This is a genomic window from Citrobacter sp. RHB21-C05 (assembly GCF_013889015.1).
Classification (GTDB): Bacteria; Pseudomonadota; Gammaproteobacteria; order Enterobacterales; family Enterobacteriaceae; genus Citrobacter_A; species Citrobacter_A sedlakii.
This window is the reverse complement of sequence record NZ_CP057611.1, coordinates 185,974-209,890: the sequence shown is the minus strand read 5'-3', so window position 1 is coordinate 209,890 and position 23,917 is coordinate 185,974. Positions and strand designations below refer to the sequence as shown.

At 57.3% G+C, this 23,917-nt stretch carries 15 protein-coding genes; 4 read left to right on the top strand and 11 right to left on the bottom strand.

Features of this window, described 5'->3' with window-relative positions; genetic code table 11:
* Positions 1-30: 30 nt before the first annotated feature.
* Both HVX72_RS00930 and pdeH read right to left on the bottom strand, forming a co-directional pair.
* Entirely contained in the window at positions 31-2,091 is a 2,061-nt protein-coding gene (locus HVX72_RS00930) for an AsmA family protein (protein WP_181822363.1), read from the bottom strand.
* 76 nt (positions 2,092-2,167) lie between these two features.
* Positions 2,168-2,935 (bottom strand): cyclic-guanylate-specific phosphodiesterase, encoded by a 768-nt coding sequence (gene pdeH, locus HVX72_RS00925; RefSeq protein WP_042286736.1) that lies wholly within the window; start codon positions 2,933-2,935, stop codon positions 2,168-2,170.
* 229 nt (positions 2,936-3,164) lie between these two features.
* Between pdeH and HVX72_RS00920 the strand changes: the two genes are divergently transcribed.
* Entirely contained in the window at positions 3,165-4,094 is a 930-nt protein-coding gene (locus HVX72_RS00920; RefSeq protein ID WP_060570217.1) for a sugar kinase, read from the top strand.
* A gap of 54 nt (positions 4,095-4,148) precedes the next feature.
* Here HVX72_RS00920 and HVX72_RS00915 read toward each other — a convergent pair whose 3' ends face one another.
* The 9 genes from HVX72_RS00915 to bcsR form a co-directional block, all read right to left on the bottom strand.
* On the bottom strand, positions 4,149-5,642 hold the full coding sequence (locus HVX72_RS00915; protein ID WP_181822362.1) for a pitrilysin family protein: 1,494 nt from the start codon (positions 5,640-5,642) through the stop codon (positions 4,149-4,151).
* A 221-nt stretch (positions 5,643-5,863) separates the two neighbouring features.
* The gene (gene dctA, locus HVX72_RS00910) at positions 5,864-7,150 is read right to left on the bottom strand and encodes a C4-dicarboxylate transporter DctC (protein ID WP_042286745.1); all 1,287 of its coding nucleotides are present in this window, start codon (positions 7,148-7,150) and stop codon (positions 5,864-5,866) included.
* 175 nt (positions 7,151-7,325) lie between these two features.
* A complete protein-coding gene (gene hmsP, locus HVX72_RS00905; RefSeq protein WP_181822361.1) occupies positions 7,326-9,314 on the bottom strand; it encodes a biofilm formation regulator HmsP in 1,989 nt (662 codons plus the stop codon).
* A gap of 164 nt (positions 9,315-9,478) precedes the next feature.
* Positions 9,479-12,976, bottom strand: coding sequence for a cellulose synthase complex outer membrane protein BcsC (bcsC, locus tag HVX72_RS00900; protein WP_181822360.1), 3,498 nt, complete (start codon positions 12,974-12,976; stop codon positions 9,479-9,481).
* The gene (gene bcsZ, locus HVX72_RS00895) at positions 12,958-14,064 is read right to left on the bottom strand and encodes a cellulose synthase complex periplasmic endoglucanase BcsZ (protein ID WP_181823226.1); all 1,107 of its coding nucleotides are present in this window, start codon (positions 14,062-14,064) and stop codon (positions 12,958-12,960) included. The genes bcsC and bcsZ overlap by 19 nt, the downstream gene beginning before the upstream one ends.
* Before the next feature lie 6 nt (positions 14,065-14,070).
* Complete coding sequence (gene bcsB, locus HVX72_RS00890) at positions 14,071-16,422, bottom strand: cellulose biosynthesis cyclic di-GMP-binding regulatory protein BcsB (protein ID WP_042286752.1); 2,352 nt, start codon at positions 16,420-16,422, stop codon at positions 14,071-14,073.
* A gap of 10 nt (positions 16,423-16,432) precedes the next feature.
* Positions 16,433-19,054, bottom strand: a complete 2,622-nt coding sequence (gene bcsA, locus HVX72_RS00885) for a UDP-forming cellulose synthase catalytic subunit (RefSeq protein ID WP_181822359.1) — start codon at positions 19,052-19,054, stop codon at positions 16,433-16,435.
* Positions 19,051-19,803 (bottom strand): cellulose biosynthesis protein BcsQ, encoded by a 753-nt coding sequence (gene bcsQ, locus HVX72_RS00880; protein WP_060570223.1) that lies wholly within the window; start codon positions 19,801-19,803, stop codon positions 19,051-19,053. The genes bcsA and bcsQ overlap by 4 nt, the downstream gene beginning before the upstream one ends.
* Before the next feature lie 11 nt (positions 19,804-19,814).
* Positions 19,815-20,003: a cellulose biosynthesis protein BcsR gene (gene bcsR, locus HVX72_RS00875; protein WP_042286759.1), complete on the bottom strand. Its 189-nt coding sequence runs from the start codon at positions 20,001-20,003 to the stop codon at positions 19,815-19,817.
* A gap of 288 nt (positions 20,004-20,291) precedes the next feature.
* Here bcsR and bcsE point away from each other — a divergent pair, with 288 nt between their 5' ends.
* From bcsE to bcsG, 3 genes are read left to right on the top strand one after another with little or no spacing between them, the layout of a single operon-like run.
* Positions 20,292-21,851, top strand: a complete 1,560-nt coding sequence (gene bcsE / locus HVX72_RS00870; RefSeq protein WP_042286763.1) for a cellulose biosynthesis c-di-GMP-binding protein BcsE — start codon at positions 20,292-20,294, stop codon at positions 21,849-21,851.
* Positions 21,848-22,039, top strand: a complete 192-nt coding sequence (gene bcsF, locus HVX72_RS00865) for a cellulose biosynthesis protein BcsF (RefSeq protein ID WP_181822358.1) — start codon at positions 21,848-21,850, stop codon at positions 22,037-22,039. Before bcsE ends, bcsF begins: the two co-directional genes overlap by 4 nt.
* Positions 22,036-23,715 (top strand): cellulose biosynthesis protein BcsG, encoded by a 1,680-nt coding sequence (bcsG, locus tag HVX72_RS00860; RefSeq protein ID WP_060570224.1) that lies wholly within the window; start codon positions 22,036-22,038, stop codon positions 23,713-23,715. The genes bcsF and bcsG overlap by 4 nt, the downstream gene beginning before the upstream one ends.
* Positions 23,716-23,917 lie beyond the last annotated feature (202 nt).

The window sequence follows — 23,917 nt, the reverse complement described above, 5'->3', positions numbered from 1 at the left end:
TAGCGCCGCCGGGCAACGCGGCGAAGGACATTATTTCTTCATCTGGGTCAAAATCGTTCGGCACTGATTCGCCTCGCCTTCAGAGGGCGAAATCAGCGCTAACAGCGCAGCGGCTGGGGTGACCAAAGTCGCCAGCGCTGCCGCTACCGCCCCACGCGCGATCAGCGGCCCCGCCTTCACCCCGGCCTGCGGATTTTTGAAGGTGCCGCGCACGTACAGCGGCGAGCGCAGAGTAATAATGCGGATCCCTTTACTTTCCGGATCAATGGTTAAATCGAGTTGCTCAGACGCGAAGCTCGCCGTTCCGGTAATGTTGATCAGCGCATTCTCGGTATCAAAAGCGAAAATCTGCGGGCGCGCCACGCCGTTAACGATATCCAGATTGGCTGCCGCGCAGTTCACCCGTACCTCATCGTCGCCAAAAATCTGCCCGACAATGTAGTTACCGACGTTCAGCCCGACGATCTCCATCAGGTTGCGGCTGATTAAACCGTCGTTCATCAGCAGTTTCAGGTTGCCATTGCTGTTGCCAAGCAGCGCCGCTACGGAGTTCCCGGTGCCGCGAAACTCGGCGTCACCGTTCATCTCACCCAGCGTCTTCTGCATCAGTTCAACATCCGGCATCAGCTCTTTCAGTTTCAGACGGCGCGCCTGAATATCCGCCCGTCCGTGCATAGGCTTTTTATCACCTTCCAGATGAATGTTGGCGTTGATGCTGCCGCCAGCCAGGCCAAACTTCAGCGGCTGCAGACGCAGATCGGCGTTTTTCAGGATGATATGGGTAGAGAGATCGCTAATTGGCAGGCTGCTACCGTGCTCAATGCGCCGTCCTTTGAAGCGCACGTCGGCGTCCATGACGTCCCACTTATCGGTTTCAAAACGGTCATAGGGCAGCACTTTGTCCGCAGGCTGGACGCTTTTTTCACCCTTTTTCTGTTCTGAACGCCGGGTCTGTTCGGCTCCTTTGCCGGAATCGACGCCAATCAGCGGGCCTAAATCCGCCAGACGCAGTTGGCGAGACTCCAGATCCCCTTCCAGCTTCGGACGCGGTTTACCGGTGGTATAGGTGAGCGAGCCGTGAATGTCGCTGTCGCCAATCCGTCCGTTGAAGCCGCGGTAGTCATAGACCGAGGATTTTTCGCTGTCGATTTTCGCCACCAGCCGGCCATCGGTTTCAAACGGCGGCGTATCCGGCAAGAGGACGCCGGTCAGGTCGTACAGTTCCGCCAGCGAATCGCCGGAAAACGTAAGCTGTAAATCGACGCCGCCCATTTTCATCGGGTCGTTCACCACTCCGACAAACGCCACGCGGGTATTTCCGGAACGAAAATCAGCCTGCACCGGGAATGGCGCATCAGCACTACGCAGCGCCAACATACCGCCAATTTTCCCCGTCCCGCTGAGCGGTTCGCCGTTATAACGCCCTTTCGCCTTCAGGCCGAAAACGTAATCCTCAACGTTGGCGTTTTCATTTTTACCTTTGCTTCCCGTCACTTCGCTAAACGGCAGCGGTTTACCCAGCGGATCGACAAGGATCTCAATATCCGCCTTGCTGACGTTGTCATCAATGGCGATCCGCCCCTGATCGAAAAGGATGTTGTCAAGGCGGAAAGACCAGGCAGACGGCTTCGCGTTGGGATCTTTTTGTTCATCCCCGGCGAGATCAAACGTCCAGTTATTGTTTTTCTCCGTCAGACGAATCAGCCGCGCGTCGGGCTTCACCAGCTTGATCCACGGCAGCCACACGGTTTTCGTGAGCAATGCCAGCGGGGCAATCGTCGCTTCAACACGAGGCAGATGCACCATCGTCACTTCGGGGATATCCGGCGGGTTGCCAAGGATAATATCCTCGGCGTGGATGTGCGGCCACGGCACCCAGCTTCGCCAGCCGGTTTCCTGTTTCTGACGCTCCCACACCACGCCTAAATCGCCGCGAATGGCGAACGGACGGTTCAGTTCCGCAGAGACTTTCTGGTTGATGGTCGGTTTGAGTCGGTTCCAGTCAAATGTCGCGATCAGGACGATGAGCACGACGATCAACAACAAGAAAGTCCCTGTTACAGCGGCGGTAATTTTGCCTGCTCTGGTCATGTTCTGCTTCCTCACTTCTTCCCTTGCCTGTCCTAAAGATAGTCCAGCCAGGCGGATTTACCGGAAACAGCCTGATTTAATGCGACAAATTCACCTCATCCAGACAGGCAAAAGGTCGCGGACGAGAGAGGAAATAGCCCTGAGCGGCATACGCGGGCGAGCGCTGTACGTCTCGCCACTCTTCCTGCGTCTCGACACCTTCTACGATAACGCCACGGCAGTAGCGGTTCATCAGCTGTAGCAGTTGGGTGAAAAGGTTACGCCCTTCTGACGTCTGACGAAGCAACACAAACAGCTCGCGGGCTATCTTAATAAAATCGTAGCGCACTTCGCTGAGGGCGGAAAAGTTAGCCATCCCGGTGCCGAAGTCATCCAGCCACAGCGGTCCTGCCTCGCACATCGAGGCAAACGAGGCCTCTTTCGGCAGACGGATGTGTTCCACCAGCTCAAAGCGCAGCCAGGGCATACGCTCGATATTCTGCAGGATCTGCGGATACTCGCGCAGAGCGATTAAGGTCGGGCCATCAACGTTGACGGACGCCAGAAGCGCGTGACGCTGGAAAAAGTCTGCCTTTTGTTCAAGTAAGCAGAGCTGCTCTTTTATCACCTCAATACGCTGGCGTACCGCCACTTCGGCAAAATAACGATCGGGCGCAATGCGTTGCGCGGGATTATCCGGATGCGTGACCACCGTCAGAAGCTCCACCGCCAACAGACGCCCGTTGGTCTGATAGATAGGCTGAAAAGTGTAAGCGCGCTCACACTGCAGCCAGTAGCGACGCTCCTGCAAGCATTCAGGGCTCGCTGCGGACGTGCTTAGCTGCTGGATAATCTGGTTTATCATCGCCGATGTCCCGTGATTAAGTGTGTGGCTGCCCGGACTCGTCAAGGGTTATCGGCCTTCGCGCGAAGAACTTTATGCTGCGTCACACGCAAAAACGACAACAGTCAGGAAAAAACAACGCAGAATACGGACTGGCTCAAAAAAATAATGGAACGTTGTTTTAATATGATTGACCACCAAACACCCACAGCGCACACTAACGTTAATTTTTCCAGGTAGGTTCACGACTATGTCCAAAAAGATTGCCGTGATTGGCGAATGCATGATCGAACTGTCACAGAAAGGCGCTGACGTTCAGCGCGGCTTCGGTGGCGATACGTTGAATACTTCCGTTTATATTGCCCGCCAGGTTGACGCTGCGGCGCTTTCCGTTCACTACGTCACGGCGCTGGGCACGGACAGTTTCAGCCAGCAGATGCTGGACGCATGGCACGGTGAAAACGTCGATACCTCGCTGACCCAGCGTATGGAAAACCGTCTGCCGGGGCTGTACTACATTGAGACCGACAGCAGCGGCGAACGCACGTTTTACTACTGGCGCAACGAGGCCGCGGCGAAATTCTGGCTCGAGAGCGAGCAGTCTGCGACGATCTGTGAAGAACTGGCGACGTTTGATTATCTCTACCTGAGCGGCATTAGCCTGGCGATCCTCAGCCCGGGCAGCCGTGAAAAGCTGTTGTCCCTGCTGCGCGAGTGCCGCGCTAACGGCGGCAAAGTCATTTTCGACAACAACTATCGTCCGCGTCTGTGGGCAAGCAAAGAAGAAACGCAGCAGGTGTATCAGCAGATGCTCGACTGCACCAATATCGCCTTCCTGACGCTGGATGACGAAGACGCGCTGTGGGGCGTCAAACCCGTGGAAGAGGTGATTGCGCGGACGCACGCCGCGGGCGTAGAGGAAGTGGTGGTGAAACGCGGGGCGGATTCCTGCCTGGTGTCTGTTGCGGGACAAGATCTGATTGACGTCCCGGCGGTAAAACTGCCGAAAGAGAACGTCATTGATACCACCGCCGCAGGGGACTCGTTCAGCGCAGGATATCTGGCCATTCGCCTGACCGGTGGCGATACCGTAGCGGCTGCGAAGCGCGGACACCTGACCGCCAGCACGGTAATACAGCATCGCGGGGCGATTATCCCGCGCGACGCAATGCCGCAGTAAGCCATTAACCATTGCCCGGTAGCATTACGCTTACCGGGCCAACAGAATTGCAGGTTACTGCGCGGCCGGAATATCCGTGACTTCCGGATGCGCATCATCCGTTTCAACCGTCGCTGCCGCCGCGCTCACCGGGGCCATAATCTGATCCCACGTGGCCTGCAGTTCCTTCATGTTAAATTCCGGTTCTCCCTTCGGCTGCAGCAGAATCAAAGCCATCTCCTGGGACAGTTGCTGACGCAGGCTTTGGTTCATCATCTCCACGGTCAGACCATTAAGAAAGTCCTGACGCAGACGCTGATACTGCTCCGGCGCGATATCTACCACCTGATTTTGCAGAGAACGCAAGCGCTGGCTGATTAAAATGTCAGTATCGGTGCGAGCATAGGTGGCAAAGAGCTTTTGTAGCTCCAGATTCTTCTGCGCCACCAGCGCGTTGAACTCGTCTTCCGGCAAACCGTTATCGCGCACTTTCGCCAGTTCGCGCGCCACGGTGCCTAAATTGGCGTTGAGCTTATCGTTCGGCGATTCAATATTGATGGCGCACTGAGCGCGCAGAAACAGCACGCGGCAGTCAAAGCCGAGGCCGATATCTTTAGCATTGTTCTTACTCAGCGCCTGCTGTACGTGCCAGAACAGCGCCTCACGCGCCAGATCCGCGCGCCAGTAGCGCAGCAGCGCGGATGACTCGCGAATCGGCTGCCACGGCGTATCCCACATGACTGACAAACGATCCTGGCGCACGGCGTCGGTCATGATGCTCACCGCCTCAGCGCGCAGCGGCGACAGCGTCGGCACTGGCGCAGGCGTTTCGCGTTTGCCCTTCAGCTCGCCAAACGTTTTGTTGATTTGCTCAGCTACCGTCCGCGCGTCGACGTTACCGACAATAATCAGCGTCATCGCGTCCGGGGTATACCATTTCTGGTAAAAATCGTGAATTTTCGCCGCATCGATCGGCCTCTTCAGCGGTTCAGCGGGATCGTGGCCCAGCAGCGCGGAGCCTTTCAGCCGGTAGCGCCACCAGCCCTCTTTGGTATCGACCGGCAGCGTAGTGACCATATCTTCGCTATTGATCGCATGGTTCACCGTTTCCGGGGTGATCGCCAGTTTGCCCATCGTATTCGCCAGATAGGTCAGCGACTCTTTCAGCAGATCGTTACGGTTGTTGGGCAGGCTGAGATTGTATTGCGTGGAGTCATAGGAGACGGTAACGGGCGGCATCGGACGCTTGGGGTCGAAACCCTGTTGCCAAAGCGAACGCGCCTGGGTGGCGTCCAGCCCGCCGCTCTGGGTTAACGCAATACGAGGAATAATATGACTGAAACCGCTCTGTTGCGTACTTTCGGTGAGCGAACCGGTATTTACCAGCAGGCGGACCTCAATGCGGTCGCTGGGGCGCTGCGGGGTGGCTAACACTTGCCACTGTAATCCATTCGCCAGCGTCCCCTGTTGCCATGCCGGGTCAGGCTGGAGCGCATCTGCCTGCACATAGCCAGCAGTGGCCATCATCAGCAAACCGCCCGCTATAAGTCGAATTTTTGTGCCCTGCATGTGAACCCCTGATCAACAATCCTGGTAATAAAAAGACAGCCCTGCGAAGGCCAGTCTGAATATGACGTAAAAACACTTCGTGTTAGACCGCAAGAACATGGAAATGTCACGGCAGAAGTGAAATAAACCCAATGCCTTCATGTTGAAGGATTAAGGTGCAGGGGTCAATTATGCGCAGGAGCCCGCAGCCCCACAAGGGACTGCGGTCATAAGTCGTGAGATTATGAGGATATTTCGTTCGTTTTGCCGTCCGGCGCACGATTATTCAGGACATCGTCGAGCTTTTGGGAATCCAACTCTTTCACCCATTTCGCCACCACGACCGTCGCCACGCCATTGCCAACCAGGTTAGTCAGCGCACGGGCTTCCGACATAAAGCGGTCGATACCGAGGATAAGCGCCAGGCCCGCCACCGGCAGATGGCCTACCGCAGAGATGGTCGCCGCCAGCACGATGAAGCCGCTTCCGGTTACCCCCGCCGCGCCTTTAGAGGAGAGCAGCAGCACGACCAGCAGCGTGATCTGATGGAAGATATCCATATGGCTGTTGGTCGCCTGGGCGATAAACACCGCCGCCATCGTCAGGTATATCGACGTCCCGTCAAGGTTGAAGGAATACCCGGTGGGGATAACCAGCCCAACCACCGACTTGCGGCAGCCCAGCTTCTCCATCTTATCGAGCATACGCGGCAGCGCGGACTCAGAAGAGGAGGTACCCAGCACGATCAGCAGCTCTTCGCGGATATAGCGGATAAACTTGAAAATGCTGAAGCCCGTCGCCCGCGCGATAGAACCCAGTACCAGCACCACAAACAGGATACAGGTGATGTAGAAGCAGATAATAAGCTGCCCCAGTTGCACCAGCGTCCCGACGCCATATTTACCGATGGTGAAGGCCATTGCGCCGAACGCGCCGATAGGCGCCAGGCGCATGATCATATTGATAATGCCGAAAATGACCTGCGAGAAACTTTCAATGACGTTGAAAATCAGCTGGCCTTTGCTGCCCAGGCGATGCAGGGCAAAGCCAAACAGCACCGCAAACAGCAGCACCTGCAGGATGTTACCACTGGCAAACGCGCCAATGACGCTGCCCGGAATCACATCCATCAGGAAGGCGACAATGCCCTGATCTTTCGCCTGCTCGGCGTAAACCGCCACCGCCTGCGCATCGAGAGTCGCGGGATCAACGTTCATCCCGGCCCCTGGCTGCACGACGTTAACGATAATCAGACCAATGATCAGCGCAATCGTACTGACGATCTCAAAGTAAAGCAGCGCTACCGCACCGGTGCGGCCAACGGCCTTCATGCTTTCCATGCCTGCAATGCCGGTCACGACAGTACAGAAGATGACAGGAGCGATGATCATCTTTATCAGCTTGACGAACGCGTCGCCAAGCGGCTTCATTTGTGCGCCTAATTCAGGGTAGTAATGGCCAAGGAGAATACCAATGGCAATTGCTGTCAGGACCTGAAAATAAAGGCTTTTGAACAGAGAGGTTTTCATAGGGTGTCCTTGAAGTAAAAACCACAGGTCTTGTAAGGTTATGATTAACCTGCGGCCTTAAAATAACACCCGGACAACACGACAGAAATGCACCTAGATCATAATTGAAACAAAAATGTTAAAAACTTTGAACTGGCTCGCATAAGCCGGGCCTTTTTAAAGTTTTGTAATTACGTCACTTGTGCGTGAGATACTGTTCCTGGAAGGTTTCAGCCGTCACGGCATGGGCAAAAAGATAGCCCTGAGCGATATCCACACCGGCTTGCGCCAGCCAGTCGCGCTGCGCCTCGTTCTCAACGCCCTCGGCGATCGTTTGCAGATTCAGGCTGCGCGCCAGCTGAATAATCGCCGTGATCATGCTGTTATCTTCCGGCAGACCGTCGACAAACATTTTGTCGATTTTCAGCACGTCTACCGGCAGCGACTTCATGTGCTGGAGCTGACGCAACCCCGCGTAACCCATACCAAAATCATCCAGCGCTATGCGCACGCCAGCGTTTCGCAATGGTCGTAATATCGCCACCGCGGCGTGCGGGTCGTCGATACGGCGGCTTTCGGTCACTTCCAGAATCAGCGTACCCGGCTGGATGCGATAACGGGCCAGCAGCTCAAGCATGTCCGACACCATGGTCGGGTGCATCAGTTGCAGCGCCGACAGGTTGACCGACAGCGGCATGGCCATTCCGCGTTCCTGCCAGGCGGCAAGCAGACGGCAAGACTCCTCCAGCACCCAGCGCCCCACGGTGACCATCAGGCCGCAGGACTCGATGCGCTCAATCAGCCCTTCCGGTAACGCCCAGCTTCCGTCCGGTTGCTGCAAACGCAATAGCGCTTCCGCGCTCACCACCTTGCCGCTGGCGATCGCCACCTGCGGCTGTAGCCAGAGCGCAAACTGGTGGTTTTCCATCGCGGTAAGAATGTCGCTCTCTTCGGTCAGCCTTTTTTGCGCCTGCGCCATTTGTTCAGGGTCGAAGAACTGAATCTGGTTTTTGCCTTTCCGACGGGCGGTAAACGCCGCCGAAACGGCACGAACGTAGAGCTGCTCGGCGCTGAGGTCGCCATAAAACATCGCCACGCCAATGCTGCAACTCGGGCGTAGCTGGATCCCCTGGACCGGCAACCGCTCATTAATAATAGTGAGCACTTGCTGACCTAACGTGATGGCGTGCCACGGCTCTTTCACGCCGTGAGCGACAATCGCAAAGTCGTAGCCGCTGATCTGGGCCAGCACCATTCGCGGGGAAATCACCGATTTCAGTTTTTCCACCAGCGTGAGCAGCAGGATTTCCCGCTGCGCCTCTTTCAGCACGCCTGCGGTATCACGCAGCGTTTCGCAGGTGACGATCATCAACGCGGTGGTCTGCTGTCGCGCCACCACTTGCTCCAGCAACCCCATCAGAAAGGCTTTGTTGGGCAGCTCGGAAACCGGAAAACGCATCGCGTTCCCCGTCAACTCTTCGCTGTGGCGTTTAAGCATCTGTTGATTAAGGTTATAACTGCGCACCAGCATCCCGATCTCATCGTCATGGTGCAGACGCGGCAGCGCCAGCTGATGCCCGATAAGATCCTGTTGCGGAATATCGTTCAGCTCGCGGGCGATTTTGCGCAACGGGTGCAGAATCAGGCGGTTTACGCACCAGCTAATCGCCACGGTCAGCATGAGTGACAAAAGTAAGTAAATAGTCACTAACGTGGAGAGGGTGCTCATGACGAACTTATACATACGGAACGAATCCGCCTGTAGCACCAGATAGGCCAGCGGCTGTGGGTTCGCCGGACGCTCGAGCGAATAGACGGGCAGGGAAATTTGCACCGGTAATTCAAAAAGTCTGGTGACCATGACCGGCACCGGGCGTTCAGGAATGAAGCTCATGCGCAGCGCCTGAAACTGATTTGGCAGCACGACATCGGCGCGCTGAACCACCCCAGCCGGTTTTATGCTGGCGAGAATCGCCTCCGCGCCGGGGAGATCCGCTTTTAATATGGCGGCAGACAAGGGTTCACGAACGGAGCGGGCGATACTTTCCAGTTGCGTAGCCGTGTTATAGCGGTTCTGCTGGACCAGATGGAATAGCAAAACGGTGCAAAAAATAAAAACGAACACCATGACAACGGCCGCGACCATTGCCATCTGCTTAATTGTTAACGAGCGACTCACGCGCAATATTGTCTCCCCCGGATATCCCAAATTGCCGCCCGAGTATACCCGATTGCAGCGGCATTAAGAGAGGCCGTATCTGAAAAGGACTTTTCTGAGTTCAGGTCGTCGGATGGCGGCGTTGTCTTATCTGGCTTTCACGCCAGCGCAGCGCCATCCGACCCTGGCGATTACCAGTCGGCGTAAGGCACCAGCGGCTGCGGCGGTAAATCCATATCGCCCTGCCAGCCTGCGGCGGAATAACGCACGTAAAGAAGGAAATGGCTTGGAGTGTAATCTTTCGCCTGCTGGATATCGATAGCGGTGCCGACAAACCAGTTGGAGGTGACCCGCCGCTCCACCAGCGCCCGGGCGGTATAACCAAAGCCCTGGCTGCTGCCGCCATCATTGGTCTGATCGCGCGCCGCCTCCTGGTAATCCGCCGGAATGAGGTTCGTCAACGGATAACGCGGCATCGTTTTCGTGCGTGAATGCGACCACGACACGGAACCGCCCAGCTCCCAGGACCAGTTTTCCGTACGCTGACGCCACATTACCGGCACCGCAAACGACACATATTCCTGCGGACTGTAGTAACCACCGTGACCGAGCGAATAGCCGCTGAGGTCTTTGTCGTAGTGCCAGATCATATTGTTCAGACCGACAGTGACGCGGCGGTTATTCTCGTTAATCACCTTGTAGTAGTACCCGGTCATCCAGCGCACGCGCCAGTTGTCCGCCACGTTTTTGCCGGTTAACTGGTCGCCGCTGAGCGAAGCCCAGACGCCATTCGCTTCCCCTTTGTCGTAACTGAGGCTGATGCCGCCGCCGTCGGCGCGTACGCCGCCCCATTTTTTACCGGTGTTAATCGCATCGCTGTCGCCGTTATGGCTCTGCGCGTCTTTCTGGCCGCCAAACGCCAGCAGCGAACTGGAAATGGGACGACGATGCGCGTTAAGCGTATACCCTAACGGCCCGATATCGCTGCTGTAGCTGACGCCGCCAACCACATCAACCACGTTGAAGCCCATTGGCGTGGTGCCGATGTCCCAGCGCCAGGTGTCGTTTGCCCAGCCCACCGCCACGCTCGCCCCGGCGTCCGACTGGCTGCGGTTGCCGCTACAGTCTTCCAGCGTACAGGTGCCCCAGTTGTTGTCATAACGCCCGTCGGCATCGGTTGCGAAGCTGCCGACATTCATATTGACCAGGTCGGTGCGGAAGAACATACGCCCATCGGACCAGGGCGCATCAACGTGCAGCATGGTGGTGTGCGCTTTCAGATCGGAATAACCGCCGGTACCGCTCGATCCCCAGTAATCGTGTTCGAGGGTTACGTTCAAATCTTGCTGACGATACAGATCCGCCGCGTCGCTGCGCACGCCGCGCTTCAGCCAGTCGTCTGTTTCATCGTTGCGGGTCAGACGGGTAAAAGTGTCGTCATCCTGCGGACGCGTCGGGGTGACGCCAGAGGCGACCATGGCATCTTTATACGTTTCCAGCGCTTGCTGCGGCTCGCCGCTCTGGGCCTGAAACCTGGCGGCATCACGTAGCACCATCGCGCTTTCCATCGACGGCGGCTGCGATTTCGCCTGCGGAATCAGGCTATCGAATGTCTGTCTGGCCGCCACGGTATCGCCCAGTTGCATCTGCGCCAGCGCCACCCGACGTTGCATATTCATTGAAGACCCGTTGGTCGTCGGCAGTGCCGCCAGTCGCGCCCGCGCGGCCGCGTTGTCGCCCTGAGCGATGTCGATCTCCGCCAGCCCAAGCAGCGCGTCAACGTTGTCCGGTTCGCGCGCCAGCACGCCGCTGTAATATCCGCGCGCGGCCGTAACGTCCCGGCGCTGCTGCGCCCAGTCGGCGAGGGTTAAGTCGATACGGGTAGAAGCAGGCTGCTGACGTAGCAGCGCTTCGGCTTCACGCTCCTTGCCGCTTTCGCGCAGACGGTTAGCGGTTTCCAGTACCTGGTTGCTTTGCAGCCTGTCGGCCAGTTCCTGAATATTTGGGTTCCACTGGCTGCGCGGCAGCGCGTTGATATGCGCCAGCGCCGCGCGGTCCCGATCGGCGCCGGACAGGTACAGCCCGTAAGCATAGACCTGCTCGGGATCGCCAGGTTTCTGACGCGCCAGCGCGTGCATCTGCGCGTCGGCCTGGCTACGCTGACCGGCCTGCCACAGATCGCGCGACAGACGGTAGGTTATCCAGACGCTGCCCGGATCCAGCGCCAGACGACGCCGGTGCAGCTCCGCCGCCTGCGCCCAGTTGCCCTGGCTCTCCAGCGTTTCAGCCTGTTGCGCCAGACGATCGTTTTCCAGCCCGCGTTCAATGTCATCAATACTGCGGCGTTGGCTGGCGGAAAGCGTGGCGATAAAAGCGCTGGCTCGCTCCGGCGACTGCTCGCGATAGAGGTTCGCCAGGCCGCGCACGGCGTTGGTGTTGCCGCTGTCCATACGCAGCGTCTGCTGATAGTAACGCTCGGCAGCCGGGTAGTTTTTACGTGCCATTGCCGCGTCGCCCAGCCCCAGCACCGCATAGCTATCGCTATTGTCGATGCGTCTTGCCTGTTGATAAAACCGTTCGGCCTGGTCGATATCATTCGCTTTCAGCGCGGCGTCGCCCTGCTGGATCGCCAGCCAGTAGCTGTTCACCTTCAGCAGGCTTTCCCATTTGTCGCGGCTCGGGCTTTGCGGATCCATCGCCAGCGCTTTTTTAAACTGCGCCACCGCGCTGGCGCGATCGCCGCGCTGTGAATACGCCTGACCCAGCGCGCCAACGGCTTCGCTGTCGTTTTGATTCGCTTTCACCGCCTGCTGCAGCCCGGCAACCGCTTTGCCGCCCTGCCCGGCCTCTACCGCCGCCAGCCCCTGCGCACGGGCGCGGAACGTCGGATCGGCAAGCTGTTGTTGCTGTTCGTTCAGCTTACTGCGCGCCGCCGTCACGCTGTCCCCTTCACTAAACACGGTGAGGTACTTTTGCAACGCTTTTACGCTGGCGTCGCTGACCGGCAAATCTTTTATCTGGGCGTACCAGAGCGTTGCCGCCGCGTTGCGTCCGGCGCTGGATTTCGCCATTTGTTCCAGCACGACAAAACCTTCAGCCGGACGGTCGTTATCGAACAGCAGTTGCGCCAGAGTATTCTGCAACCCGGTATTGCCGGGGCTGCGGGCGTTGATCGCCTTAAGCTGGTTGATCGCCTGACCGCGTCTGGCAGGCACTTTCGCCACCGTACTCCAGTACTCCACCTCCAGCTCGCCTTCCGGCGGCGCGCCTTTGAATAACTTATCGTAAGCGGCGATGGCCTCTTCCGCATGTCCGGTCGTCGCCTGTAACCGCGCTTCCTGCAGCGCCTGGCGGCCATCCGGCGTCGCCAGCAGTTGGGTGGTGCGCGACGATTTATACGCCGCCGAATTGGGCGCGATCTCTGCAAGCCTGTCGAGCTGCTTTTGAGCGCCGTCGTTGTCGCCCTGACGCAGCATATAGCGGAAGCGGGCAGCGATAACGTCAGGGTTATTCGGGTCGTTCAGCTCCAGCCGGTAGAGCGACTGACGCACCAGGTCTTCGCGGTGCGTGGCCTCGCCCAGCCGAACCTGGTCGAGTAACAATTGTTGCGCCGACGGCGCGGCTTCCGCGAAGGGCATCAGCGCAATACCGAGTGATACCCCAAGAAAACTTAGTGTGAACTTGCGCATTCCTGGCCCCAGTCAGGTAGTAACTCACCTTTGGCGGTGAAGCGATAACGATGCTGGTCCCACCCTTGTCCGAAGAGGGTCAGCACGTAGCTGTAATAGGCATCGCTGCCAGGAAAGTGGTCTGCAACGCGCTGTCGCTGCACCGCTTGTGCGTCGCGGTTTTGCAGGAAAGGCAGTAAAGAAGCGGAAAAGCCTACCGGGCCGTTGCCCTGCGCCTTGCCGCTGGCGACATCCACTTTCTCCGGCGGAACGCCGTTTTGGGTTGTCAGGGTAGCCATCGGTTTGAATTTAGTGAGCAGCCGCGCTTTCTGCGGGTCGCCGTCATGCATCATCCCGGCCCACAGATAGACGCGAATGGCGTCGTAGCTGCTGACCAGCGTTTTTTCTGGTTTTAACTGCCAGCCTTTGTTTTTCTCGTAACGCACCCAGTCCGGCGAAAAGCCTTTCGGCGCGGTTTCTAACAGCAGCCGCTGATTCGTCTCCCGCAGGGTGGTCCACGGCGCGCCGAAACGGGTAAAGTACTGCGCCAGCTGCGGCGGCAGATAACTCGGGTTGAAGCGCCAGCGGGTTTCTTCGGCAAAACCGATTTTACCCGGCAGCAACATCGACCCCAGCCCTGGCACCGTCACCACTTCTTCAGTGGCAATCCGCTTCAGCAGCGCTTTACCGATATCGGTGTATCGCGGCTCCTGCCATAAACGCCCGGCTTCCAGCAGCGACCAGGCGATCCAGATATCGCCGTCAGAAGCGGAATTGCTGTCCAGCACTTCCCAGGTCGCTGGATCTTTTTGTCCCCACAGCCAGGCGGGCAGATGCGCTTTCAGCGAGCCTTGCGCCAGGTTGTTTTCGGTCCATGCCAAAAGCGTATCAAACGCCGGACGATCGTTAGCCGCGAGGGCAAAGAACATGGCGTAGCTTTGCCCTTCCGAGGTGGTGATTTTCCGCGCGTCGCTCGGATCAATCACCCGGCCCTCCTTGCTGATGTAATCCTTTTTGAACTGATCCCAGGCGGGCCAATGACAGGCCGCCTGAACGCTCAGGGCGGCCAACATCAGGACAACAGCGATTCCACTACGCAGCGCGTTCATCATGCGTTACTCATGGTCTGGATCAAGACGACGGCGGCTAATGATGCGCAGCAGGCGCCACAACACCCATGCCAGCAATACCACGCTGATGGCCGCCAACACCGCTAACAGCACCGGATGATTTCCCAGCGCATACCACAGACGTTCAAACCACGGCAGATGTCCGACGTAATAAACATCGCCCACCCGCAAGCTGTTGACGCCCGACTCGCGAATGACGGACACCGAACCAAACATCGCCGCACGTTTGCCGCTGTCGTTAATCGCTTCGTTCAGCAGTTCATAACCGCGCGGGCTGTCCGCCAGCAGGGCGATAACGCTGCGCTGATCGTTAAACGGCGACTGGAAGCCCACCACGGCGGCCATTGGGCCGCTCGACGTGACAGTGGCCTGCGCATCCGCTTTGCGGTCGGCCTCATCCGGCATGATCCCCGGGAATGCGCTCTGGCGAAGCGGCGTTTTCACCCAGCTCTGCGCCGCCTGCACCAGCAGGTCAATACGCTTCTCATCCTTTAACTTGTCCGGAATCGTGCCAATAATCAGGATATCGGCATCTTTCCCCTGAATCTGGCTGCCGTCTTGAGTGATGGTCAGGTTGATGGCCGGGAAGCCGGTTTGCGCGCCAATCGTGCCCGTCGCCTCCAGCAGTGTTTCCATCTGCGCTTCATTCGGCGTTTTCGGCATCACGGCGATGGTGTCAGAAAGATCGGCCATTCGGCTGAACGGGAACCCCGCGTTCGCAAAGGCGCGCAGATCCGGCATCGCAATAAAGTGATAGTACTTCGAGAAGTCGATGGTCGAGTCGTCGCCGATCACCACATGGTTCGGCACCGGCTGGAAGGTAATACAGTTATCCACCGTACCGCCAGGCATCGGGTTCATGTACTCAAAGTCAAAACGCAACTGGTTCACCGCCCCCAGCTTCAGCGCCGGGATCGAGACGTCGGTTTTACCATCCAGCAGCCCTTGCAGCACCGGCAGACGCAGCAGCAGACGGTTGTTCTTTTCGTTGCTGGTGAGGCTAAAGGCTTGCAGAAACTGGTTATTCAGGCTGATATCCATGCGCGAACTGTCTTTGGTCGGCGGCGTGGTGTAACGGTAGTTGAGGTTCATATCAATACCGGTACTGCGCAGCAGATACAGGTCCGGCGGCAGGTTAAGGGAAACGTTGATGGCGGCGGGCTCGATGCCGCTGGACTGCAACTGCTGCTCATAGGTTTTCAGCTCGCCAAAGGTCACCGGACGATCGGTCCGCACCCAGTTCGGCGCATCGTACGGTTTACGCGCCAGCAGCGGTTTTACCTCGTTCACTTCGACACTGCTGCCGCGGAACAGAATGTTGCCCTGCGCAATACCTTTCGCCGCCTGCAACAGATCGTTTTCATCACGCCCCATCACCACCAGAAGTTTTACGTAGGGGTTCTCCGGATGGTCGATCATCGCGATCGTCGGCGCTTTCACCGGCGGCTGCTCGCGCAGGAAGTCGGGACGGCTGTCGTTAGTGGCGAACACAATCGCATTCCGATCCGGCAGTTGATTATACAGCACCGGGAAGTGCTGCCCGCGCCAGCCTGAGCGGGAACCAAACCATGACGAGACGATAGAGGCGGCCTGCTGCAGTTTAAGATCGGGCGCGCCGGCGAAGATCATCGGCAGCGTCATCGCGCGGTTGTCGCGCGGGTCAAAGAACGGAACCGGGAAGTGCGAGAGATCGTTTTTCACTTCCAGCGTCTGGTAGGTGAGATCGAGTACGCTGCTGCGACCTACATCCAGCCACAGCGTACTGCTGGACGGGTTTTCACATACCTGCTGGTAATGGCCGACAAACTCCAGCCGTACGCGGTTGAAATCGGTGATAAACAGCGGGTTGATGGGGATCTGCGCCAGCGTCTTTTTGCCAAGCTGTTCCTGGGTGACGGGTAGCACGCCCATGAGCTCATCATTCAGATAGACCTTGAGCTGGGACTGAACGGGCAGTAGCGATGGCGACGGCGTGTATTCCAGATTCAGCATCGCCTTCGTGACCACTTCATCACTGCGCATGCCAAATTCAATGCTGCCGTTCGGGTTAACGCCGCGCAGCACCATACTGCCCGGCGGCGGCGCGATTTGCGCAAACGTCAGTTTCACATCACGCGAAGGACCATTTTGCGCGACGATCGGCGCATCCGCTCCCGGCACGCCCGGCATCACCTGGCCCACCGGCTGATTGTCGTCCGCCTGAACGGGAATGGCCGGGGCCGCGGTTGGCTCAGCCGCTGTCTGCGGTTGTATTGCTGGCGCCGCATTCGACATGAAACTGGGGATAGCGCTCATCCCCATTGCCATCGCACAAATCCAGGAAAGTTTTCTTTTCATCGCGTTATCATCATTGTTGAGCCATAACCTGAGCCGGTGGTTGCACCGCCATATCATCCTGCACCGGACGGCGCGGAATGAACGACACAATCCAGGCAACCAGAGACGTCAGAGACCGGAAAATTACTTTGACCGACGCTGGGGCAAATTCCGCAAGATGGCGATAGCCGCGGAACCCCAGTTTCAGAATATCGAGCAGGCTTTCCAGCGGTTTGTCTTCCGGATAGCTGTCCTGCCAGAGCGCCCATGTATCCGCACGAGCAAACGTACATTGCACAAAATCGATATGCTGTTTAGTGGTCAGCGGCATCAGTTGTAACCCCACCTGTTCACCCCATACGCGCGCCACCTGGGTGGGAAAGACATACTCCTGCTGTCCACGCTTAAGCAGTAAATTCACCTTTTGCCCTTCCAGCACCTGCGCCTGACCGTTGATTTTGATCCCCAGGCCGCCGTCGGAGAAGTCATGCACGGTACACGAGAACAAATGACCGTCTTCGCGAGCAATCGCCGCTGGCATTGAGATCTCCATGCGGTGAGAACGGCGTACCTGTTTACTTTCCACTGACACCGCCACCGCGCCGCCGAGGATAATCAGGTTATAGAATACCCACACCATACTGACGATGACGGTGAGCATTTCACTTTCCGGCCCGTAGAAATAACGCCAGATACCTACCGCCACGCCGACCAGGTTAAGCAGCACCAGGAAGATATACGGACGAGAGATCACCCAGTCGACATACTCTTCTTCCACCAGCCCGCCTTTCGCGGTGACGTTAAATTTGCCCTTATGCGGATTAATCAGCGCCACCAGCGTCGGCGGCGCGATGTACCAGGCCAGCACCGTTTCGTAGATCTCACTCCAGAAGGAGTGGCGGTATTTTCCCTGAATCTTCGAGTTGGTCAGGCTGGCGTGAATCATATGCGGCAGTACGAACAGCGCAATCATCAGCGCGGGCGCGTAGATGATATAGGCATGCAGCAACAAGAACGCCAGCGGCGCGGTCAGGAAGATGAGCCGTGGGATCCCCGACAGAAAGTGGAACATCGCATTGACGTAGCATAACCGCTGGGCGAATTTCAGCCCTTTCCCGGTAAGCGGATTGTCGAGGCGGAAAATTTGCACCATCCCGCGCGCCCAACGGATACGCTGGCCGATATGGGCGGACAAACTTTCGGTCGCCAGCCCCGCCGCCTGCGGAATACGCATGTAAGCCGAGGTGTAACCGCGACGGTGCAGACGCAGCGAGGTGTGCGCATCTTCGGTGACGGTTTCGACGGCAATACCGCCTATTTCATCCAGCGGCTTACGGCGAATCACCGCGCAGGAGCCGCAGAAAAAGGTGGCGTCCCACATGTCGTTGCCGTCCTGCACCAGCCCATAGAACAGCGTGCCTTCGTTGGGGGTTTTGCGGAAGCGGCCAAGGTTACGTTCGAACGGGTCCGGCGAGAAAAAGTGGTGCGGCGTCTGCATCATCGCCAGTTTTTTATCTTTCAGGAACCAGCCCATGGTCATTTGCAGGAACGAGCGCGTCGGCACGTGGTCGCAGTCGAAGATCGACACGAATTCGCCTTTGGCGTACTTCAGCGCATTGTTGATGTTCCCGGCCTTGGCGTGCTCATGGGTGGTGCGGGCGATATAGTGGACCCCGACATTCTGGGCAAACTGGCGAAACTCTTCCCGCCCGCCGTCGTCGAGAATCCAGATGTTGAGCTTATCTTTCGGCCAGTCGATGCCCAGCGACGCGTAGATGGTGTTTTTCACTACGTGCAGCTCTTCGTTGTAGGTCGGAACGAAAATATCCACCGACGGCCACTGCGACATATCCTTGGGCAACGGCACCGGCTGACGGTTGAGCGGCCAGACCACCTGGAAGTAGCCCAGCACCAGCACAATCCACGCGTAGGTTTCGGCAAACAGCAGGATCAGTCCACAAACCAGGCTTACCGGATCGTCCCAGTTCAGGGTGGACGTGTAGCGCCACCAGATATAGCGACATGATACGGTCAGCGACAACACAATCAGCATCAGCGCCGAGAAACGCCCCGGCATCCGCCGTACAATCAGCGCAACGCCCCATAGCAGCATCAGGAAGATAAACTGCGCCAGCGGGTTGAACGGCTGCGTCACGCAGATCAGCGCCAGTATCAGCGAGAAAGTGACAATAATCCCAATGATTAAACGGCGCGCGCCAGCGCTCAGATGCCCCAGTTCCTTTTGCTTATCAAGATGGGTTGTGTTTTGCGTGACCCGTTCAGGCAGTTTATCCAGCCACTGATGGTAACGGCCCCGGACGCCTTCCAGGCGGGAAAAGGTCTGCCAGCGCGGTTGGGCCGTTTGTCGACGCGAGGCGGTCGCCATCAGCCAGAGCGTTTGAATAACGTAGCGGGCGGGATCTAACGGGCGCGGACGAGCGGCGTTGATATGCGGGTAAAGCGCCTTATGCGCAGCGCGGATCCGCTGCCAGCGCGGATGCTCCAGCGGGATGAACACCCATGCCAGAACGGCCCAAAAACAGCCCAGGGCCGCGCTAAACGCTGGCGCGCCATGACGACGGTAGCCCTGATAGCGCTCGCTCAGGCGCGCGCTGACCGGCGGGATAAGCAACCACCGGGACAGGATACTCATGTTGCGCTCCCGGCGGCGTCTTTGCGGCCTGAATAATGCAATAAACACCAGTTCGCCAGCGTCAACACTTCTTCGGCGGCCAGCGAATCGCTGCGGTATTCTCCCAGTGGCTGTTTCGCCGCCATGCATTCGGCCAGGGCTTCATCGCGATGAATAACCATCGGCAGCAGCCGACGCTGGCTTTGGAGCCAGACCTGGTAAAGATCGTCCTGCATCTGGCTGCCAATGCGTAAATCGTTAATCAAAATATGCGAACCGGCGGGCAACGCCTGCTGATGCAGGCGAATATGGCAATTGGCATCGGCTTTGACGACCGCCAGCGTACGATCGCAGGCGTTGACCAGTTGGCGAGTGAGCGGCGCGGCGCCGGTGGGCAAATCGAGTAAAATCCAGGAATACCTGCCGCTCTCTTTTAGCCGTTGGAGGCCAGGGACAATCTCGCCGAGCCGTTCCTGCCATTGATCGGGGTAGTCACGTTCCTGCGCCGTGAGCTGGCCAAACGGCAGCAAATCGAGCTGCGAGGTATAGCGCATTCCGCCTTCGCGCCAGTCACGCCCGTCCAGCAGCGCTCTGGCCCAGCCGTCGCGATGCACAAAGTCGACATTAAATGACAGGCGTAGCAAATTATCGGGGCAGGCATCCACCACCAGGACGTTTTCACCTAACAGTTGTAATGCCCAGGCCAGCGCCGCAGTGATAGACGTCGTGCCTACGCCACCACGGATGCCCTGAAGTCCCAGAATAGCCATCCACGACTCCCTTATTCTTGTTGCGCAAATTCAGCCAGCAGCGGCCAGCGTTTAATCGCAGCGGCAAGCTGTTCACGTTGGGATATATCGGTGTAATCGAATTCAGGCAATGAAAAAGCCTGGCTCAGGGCCAGGAAATCGTTTTGAAAGGTATAGCCTAAAGCTGAATCAGGCAGCGTATCGGGTTCGTTGTCAGACATATTTTTTTATCCCTTTGAATATACTCGCCATGCTTCAGACATTTTTTCTGTTTGCATTCAGCCCCCTTCCCAACGAAAATTGATGGCGTCAGAATCCGCGCATTTTCTGATTTTTCATCACTCAAAGAATACGAGTCATGGAATCGGAAAGGCCGACGTAAAGAGGCTTCCTGCCAGCCAAATTGATTCACATGCTAAATCTGATACGTTTTAATTTCAATGTTAGGTTTATTTCTGCGCTTTCGCTAGTAAACTGATAAGCAGACAAATAGCGACCCGAGGAACGCTGTGGACCCAGTATTTTCAATAGGTATCTCATCATTATGGGATGAACTTCGCCATATGCCAACTGGCGGTGTCTGGTGGGTTAACACTGATCGCAGTGAAGATGCTATCAGCCTGGCGAATCAAACGATTGCTTTTCAAACCGGGACTGCAAAAGTCGCGGCGATGAGTATGGGCAGCGATCCAGGGAAAGTTTTCAAATTAGACGAAACGCAAGGTCCGGAAAAAATTCAGTTATTTTCGATGCCAGATTCAGAGAAGGGACTATACTTTATGTCCCGCGATATACTCTGCTCAGTTGATCCTACCCATTACTTATTCATCCTTATATGCGCAAATAATGCGTGGCAAAATATTCCAGCGGAACGATTGCGTCAGTGGCTGGATAAAATGAATAAATGGACACGTCTTCATCGTTGTTCTGTTCTGGTGCTTAACCCTGGGAATAATAATGACAAACAGTTCTCGCTGTTAATGGGGGAATATCGCTCGCTGTCTGGTCTTGCCAGCATGCGTTTTCAGGGCGACCAGCACCTGCTGGATATCGCCTTCTGGTGCAACGAGAAAGGAGTCAGCGCCCGCCAGCAGTTGACCATTCGCCATCGCCAGGGTCGCTGGGAACTGGCGCAAGAGGCCGAAGCCGACATCCAGCCCCGCAGCGACGAAAAGCGGATCCTCAGTAATGTGACCGTACTCGAAGGTGCGCCGCCGCTGTCGGAGCACTGGAAATTATTCGACAGTAATGAAGCATTATTCAATGAGGCCCGTACCGCCCAGGCGGCGACATTGGTCTTTTCTCTCCAGCAAAATCGTCAGATTGAACCGCTGGCGCGCAGCATCCACACCCTGCGCCGCCAGCGCGGCAGCGCGCTAAAAATTCTTGTGCGGGAAAATATCGCCAGCCTGCGCGCCACCGACGAACGTCTGCTGCTGGGCTGCGGCGCCAATATGGTGATCCCGTGGAACGCCCCGCTTTCCCGCTGCCTGACGTTGATTGAAAGCGTGCAGGGCCAACAGTTCAGCCGTTATGTGCCGGAAGATATCACCACCCTGCTGTCGATGACCCAGCCGATGAAGCTGCGCGGCTTTCAGAAGTGGGATGTCTTCTGTGACGCGGTGAATAATATGATGAGCAATACCCTGCTCCCCGCCGACGGCAAAGGGGTGATGGTGGCGCTGCGTCCAGTGCCAGGTATTCGCGTGGAACAGGCGTTAACGCTTTGCCGCCCACACCGTACCGGCGATATTGTGACCATTGGCGGCAACCGACTGGTGCTGTTTTTGTCGTTCTGCCGGGTCAACGATCTCGACACCGCCCTGAATCACATCTTTCCGCTGCCGACCGGCGATCTGTTCTCTAACCGCATGGTGTGGTTCGAGGACAATCAGATCAGCGCCGAACTGGTGCAAATGCGTCTGCTGTCGCCGGAGCTGTGGGGTCAGCCGCTGCCGCTCACCCAGGAGGTCAAACCCGTACTGAACGCTGAACACGATGGTAAGGTCTGGCGTCGAATTCCTCAGCCGCTGCGCTTGCTGGACGATGAAATGGAGCGTTCATCATGATGACCATCAGCGATATTCTGCAAATCATCGTCGTCTGCGCGCTGATTTTTTTTCCACTGGGCTATCTGGCGCGTCATTCTCTGCGCCGTCTCAGCAACATCGCCCGTCTGCTATTTGCTAAACCTCGTTATGTCAAACCGGCCGGAACATTGCGCCGCACGGTAATTCCCAGAGCGACCAAAAAATGACTCAACATACTCAACATGCCTCGCCGCCTTCGCCTCTCTGGCAATACTGGCGCGGACTTTCGGGCTGGAATTTCTATTTTCTGGTGAAATTTGGTCTGCTCTGGGCAGGCTATCTTAACTTCCACGCCCTGATGAACCTGGTGTTCATGGCGTTCCTGCTGATGCCGATTCCGCGCTACAGCCTGCATCGCCTTCGCCACTGGATCGCCATTCCGATTGGTTTTGCCCTGTTCTGGCACGATACCTGGCTGCCAGGGCCAGAGAGTATAATGAGCCAGGGCTCCCAGGTCGCGGCGTTCAGCACTGACTATATGCTCGACCTGGTCACCCGCTTTATTAACTGGCAAATGATCGGCGCGGTGTTCGTGCTGCTCGTGGCGTGGCTGTTTTTGGCGCAGTGGGTTCGCGTCACCGTTTTTGTGGTGGCCATAATGGTCTGGCTCAACGTTCTGACGCTGGCGGGGCCGAGTTTTTCACTGTGGCCTGCCGGTCAGCCGACCAACACCGTCACGACCACCGGCGGTACCGCGGCGGCCACGATCGCCACCGCTGAAGGCGCGCCGGTTGTCGGTGATATCCCGGCGCAAACCGCGCCACCGACGTCCGCCAACCTCAACGCCTGGCTGAACACCTTTTACAACGCGGAAGCAAAACGTAAAACGCCCTTCCCGGCGGCGCTGCCGGAAGATGCCCAGCCGTTTGAACTGCTGGTGATCAACATCTGCTCGCTTTCGTGGTCCGATATCGAAGCGGCGGGGCTGATGTCACATCCGCTGTGGTCGCATTTTGATATTCAGTTTAAGCACTTTAACTCGGCGACCTCTTACAGCGGTCCGGCGGCGATTCGCCTGCTGCGCGCCAGCTGCGGTCAGCCGTCACATACCAATCTGTATCAACCAGCCGGCAATGAATGCTATCTGTTTGATAATCTGTCGAAACTGGGCTTCGCCCAGCATCTGATGATGGGACACAACGGTGAGTTCGGCGGCTTCCTGAAAGAAGTGCGCGAAAACGGCGGTATGCAGGCTGAGCTGATGGATCAGAGTGGTTTACCGGTGCCGCTGTTGGGCTTTGACGGCTCGCCAGTCTATGACGATACGGCAGTGCTTAACCGCTGGCTTGAAACCACCGAAAAGGACAAAGATTCGCGCAGCGCAACCTTCTATAACACCCTGCCGCTGCACGATGGCAACCACTATCCTGGCGTGAGCAAAACGGCGGATTACAAAGCGCGTGCACAGAAATTCTTCGATGAACTGGATGCGTTCTTTACGCAGCTCGAGAAGTCTGGCCGTAAAGTCATGGTGGTGGTGGTGCCGGAACATGGCGGGGCGCTGAAAGGCGACAGAATGCAGGTCTCCGGTCTGCGCGATATCCCCAGCCCGTCGATCACCAACGTCCCCGCCGGGGTGAAATTCTTTGGCATGAAAGCGCCGCATCAGGGCGCGCCGATTGAAATTACCCAACCGAGCAGCTATCTGGCCATCTCAGAACTGGTGGTGCGCGTGCTCGACGGCAAGATCTTCTCCGAAGATCCGGTTGACTGGACGAAGCTCACCAGTAATCTGCCGCAAACCGCGGCGGTCTCGGAAAACGCCAACGCGGTGGTGATTCAGTACCAGGATAAACCCTACGTGCGCCTGAACGGCGGCGACTGGGTACCGTATCCGCAGTAAACGAAAAAGGCCGCAAGGATATCCCTGCGGCCCGGTTCGGGCGCATGTTGCCACTGCGGCAGGCAGACGCCCGTCAGGGGATCAAGCCCCCGCAACGTTGCGCCTCACCGGATTGCCCCGGCTTGCTGCGGATTCTACGGCAAGCGGTTTGCCTACACATCCGCCCGTGTTTTACTCTGCGTGGCGTCTCGCAAATCCTCAA

Excerpts from the sequence above, each read along its gene's own strand:
- HVX72_RS00930 (WP_181822363.1), bottom strand. The coding sequence starts at position 2,091 with ATGACCAGAGCAGGCAAAATTACCGCCGCTGTAACAGGGACTTTCTTG.
- pdeH (WP_042286736.1), bottom strand. The coding sequence starts at position 2,935 with ATGATAAACCAGATTATCCAGCAGCTAAGCACGTCCGCAGCGAGCCCT.
- HVX72_RS00920 (WP_060570217.1), top strand. The coding sequence starts at position 3,165 with ATGTCCAAAAAGATTGCCGTGATTGGCGAATGCATGATCGAACTGTCA.
- HVX72_RS00915 (WP_181822362.1), bottom strand. The coding sequence starts at position 5,642 with ATGCAGGGCACAAAAATTCGACTTATAGCGGGCGGTTTGCTGATGATG.
- dctA (WP_042286745.1), bottom strand. The coding sequence starts at position 7,150 with ATGAAAACCTCTCTGTTCAAAAGCCTTTATTTTCAGGTCCTGACAGCA.
- bcsC (WP_181822360.1), bottom strand. The coding sequence starts at position 12,976 with ATGCGCAAGTTCACACTAAGTTTTCTTGGGGTATCACTCGGTATTGCG.
- bcsZ (WP_181823226.1), bottom strand. The coding sequence starts at position 14,064 with ATGAACGCGCTGCGTAGTGGAATCGCTGTTGTCCTGATGTTGGCCGCC.
- bcsB (WP_042286752.1), bottom strand. The coding sequence starts at position 16,422 with ATGAAAAGAAAACTTTCCTGGATTTGTGCGATGGCAATGGGGATGAGC.
- bcsA (WP_181822359.1), bottom strand. The coding sequence starts at position 19,054 with ATGAGTATCCTGTCCCGGTGGTTGCTTATCCCGCCGGTCAGCGCGCGC.
- bcsQ (WP_060570223.1), bottom strand. The coding sequence starts at position 19,803 with ATGGCTATTCTGGGACTTCAGGGCATCCGTGGTGGCGTAGGCACGACG.
- bcsR (WP_042286759.1), bottom strand. The coding sequence starts at position 20,003 with ATGTCTGACAACGAACCCGATACGCTGCCTGATTCAGCTTTAGGCTAT.
- bcsF (WP_181822358.1), top strand. The coding sequence starts at position 21,848 with ATGATGACCATCAGCGATATTCTGCAAATCATCGTCGTCTGCGCGCTG.
- bcsG (WP_060570224.1), top strand. The coding sequence starts at position 22,036 with ATGACTCAACATACTCAACATGCCTCGCCGCCTTCGCCTCTCTGGCAA.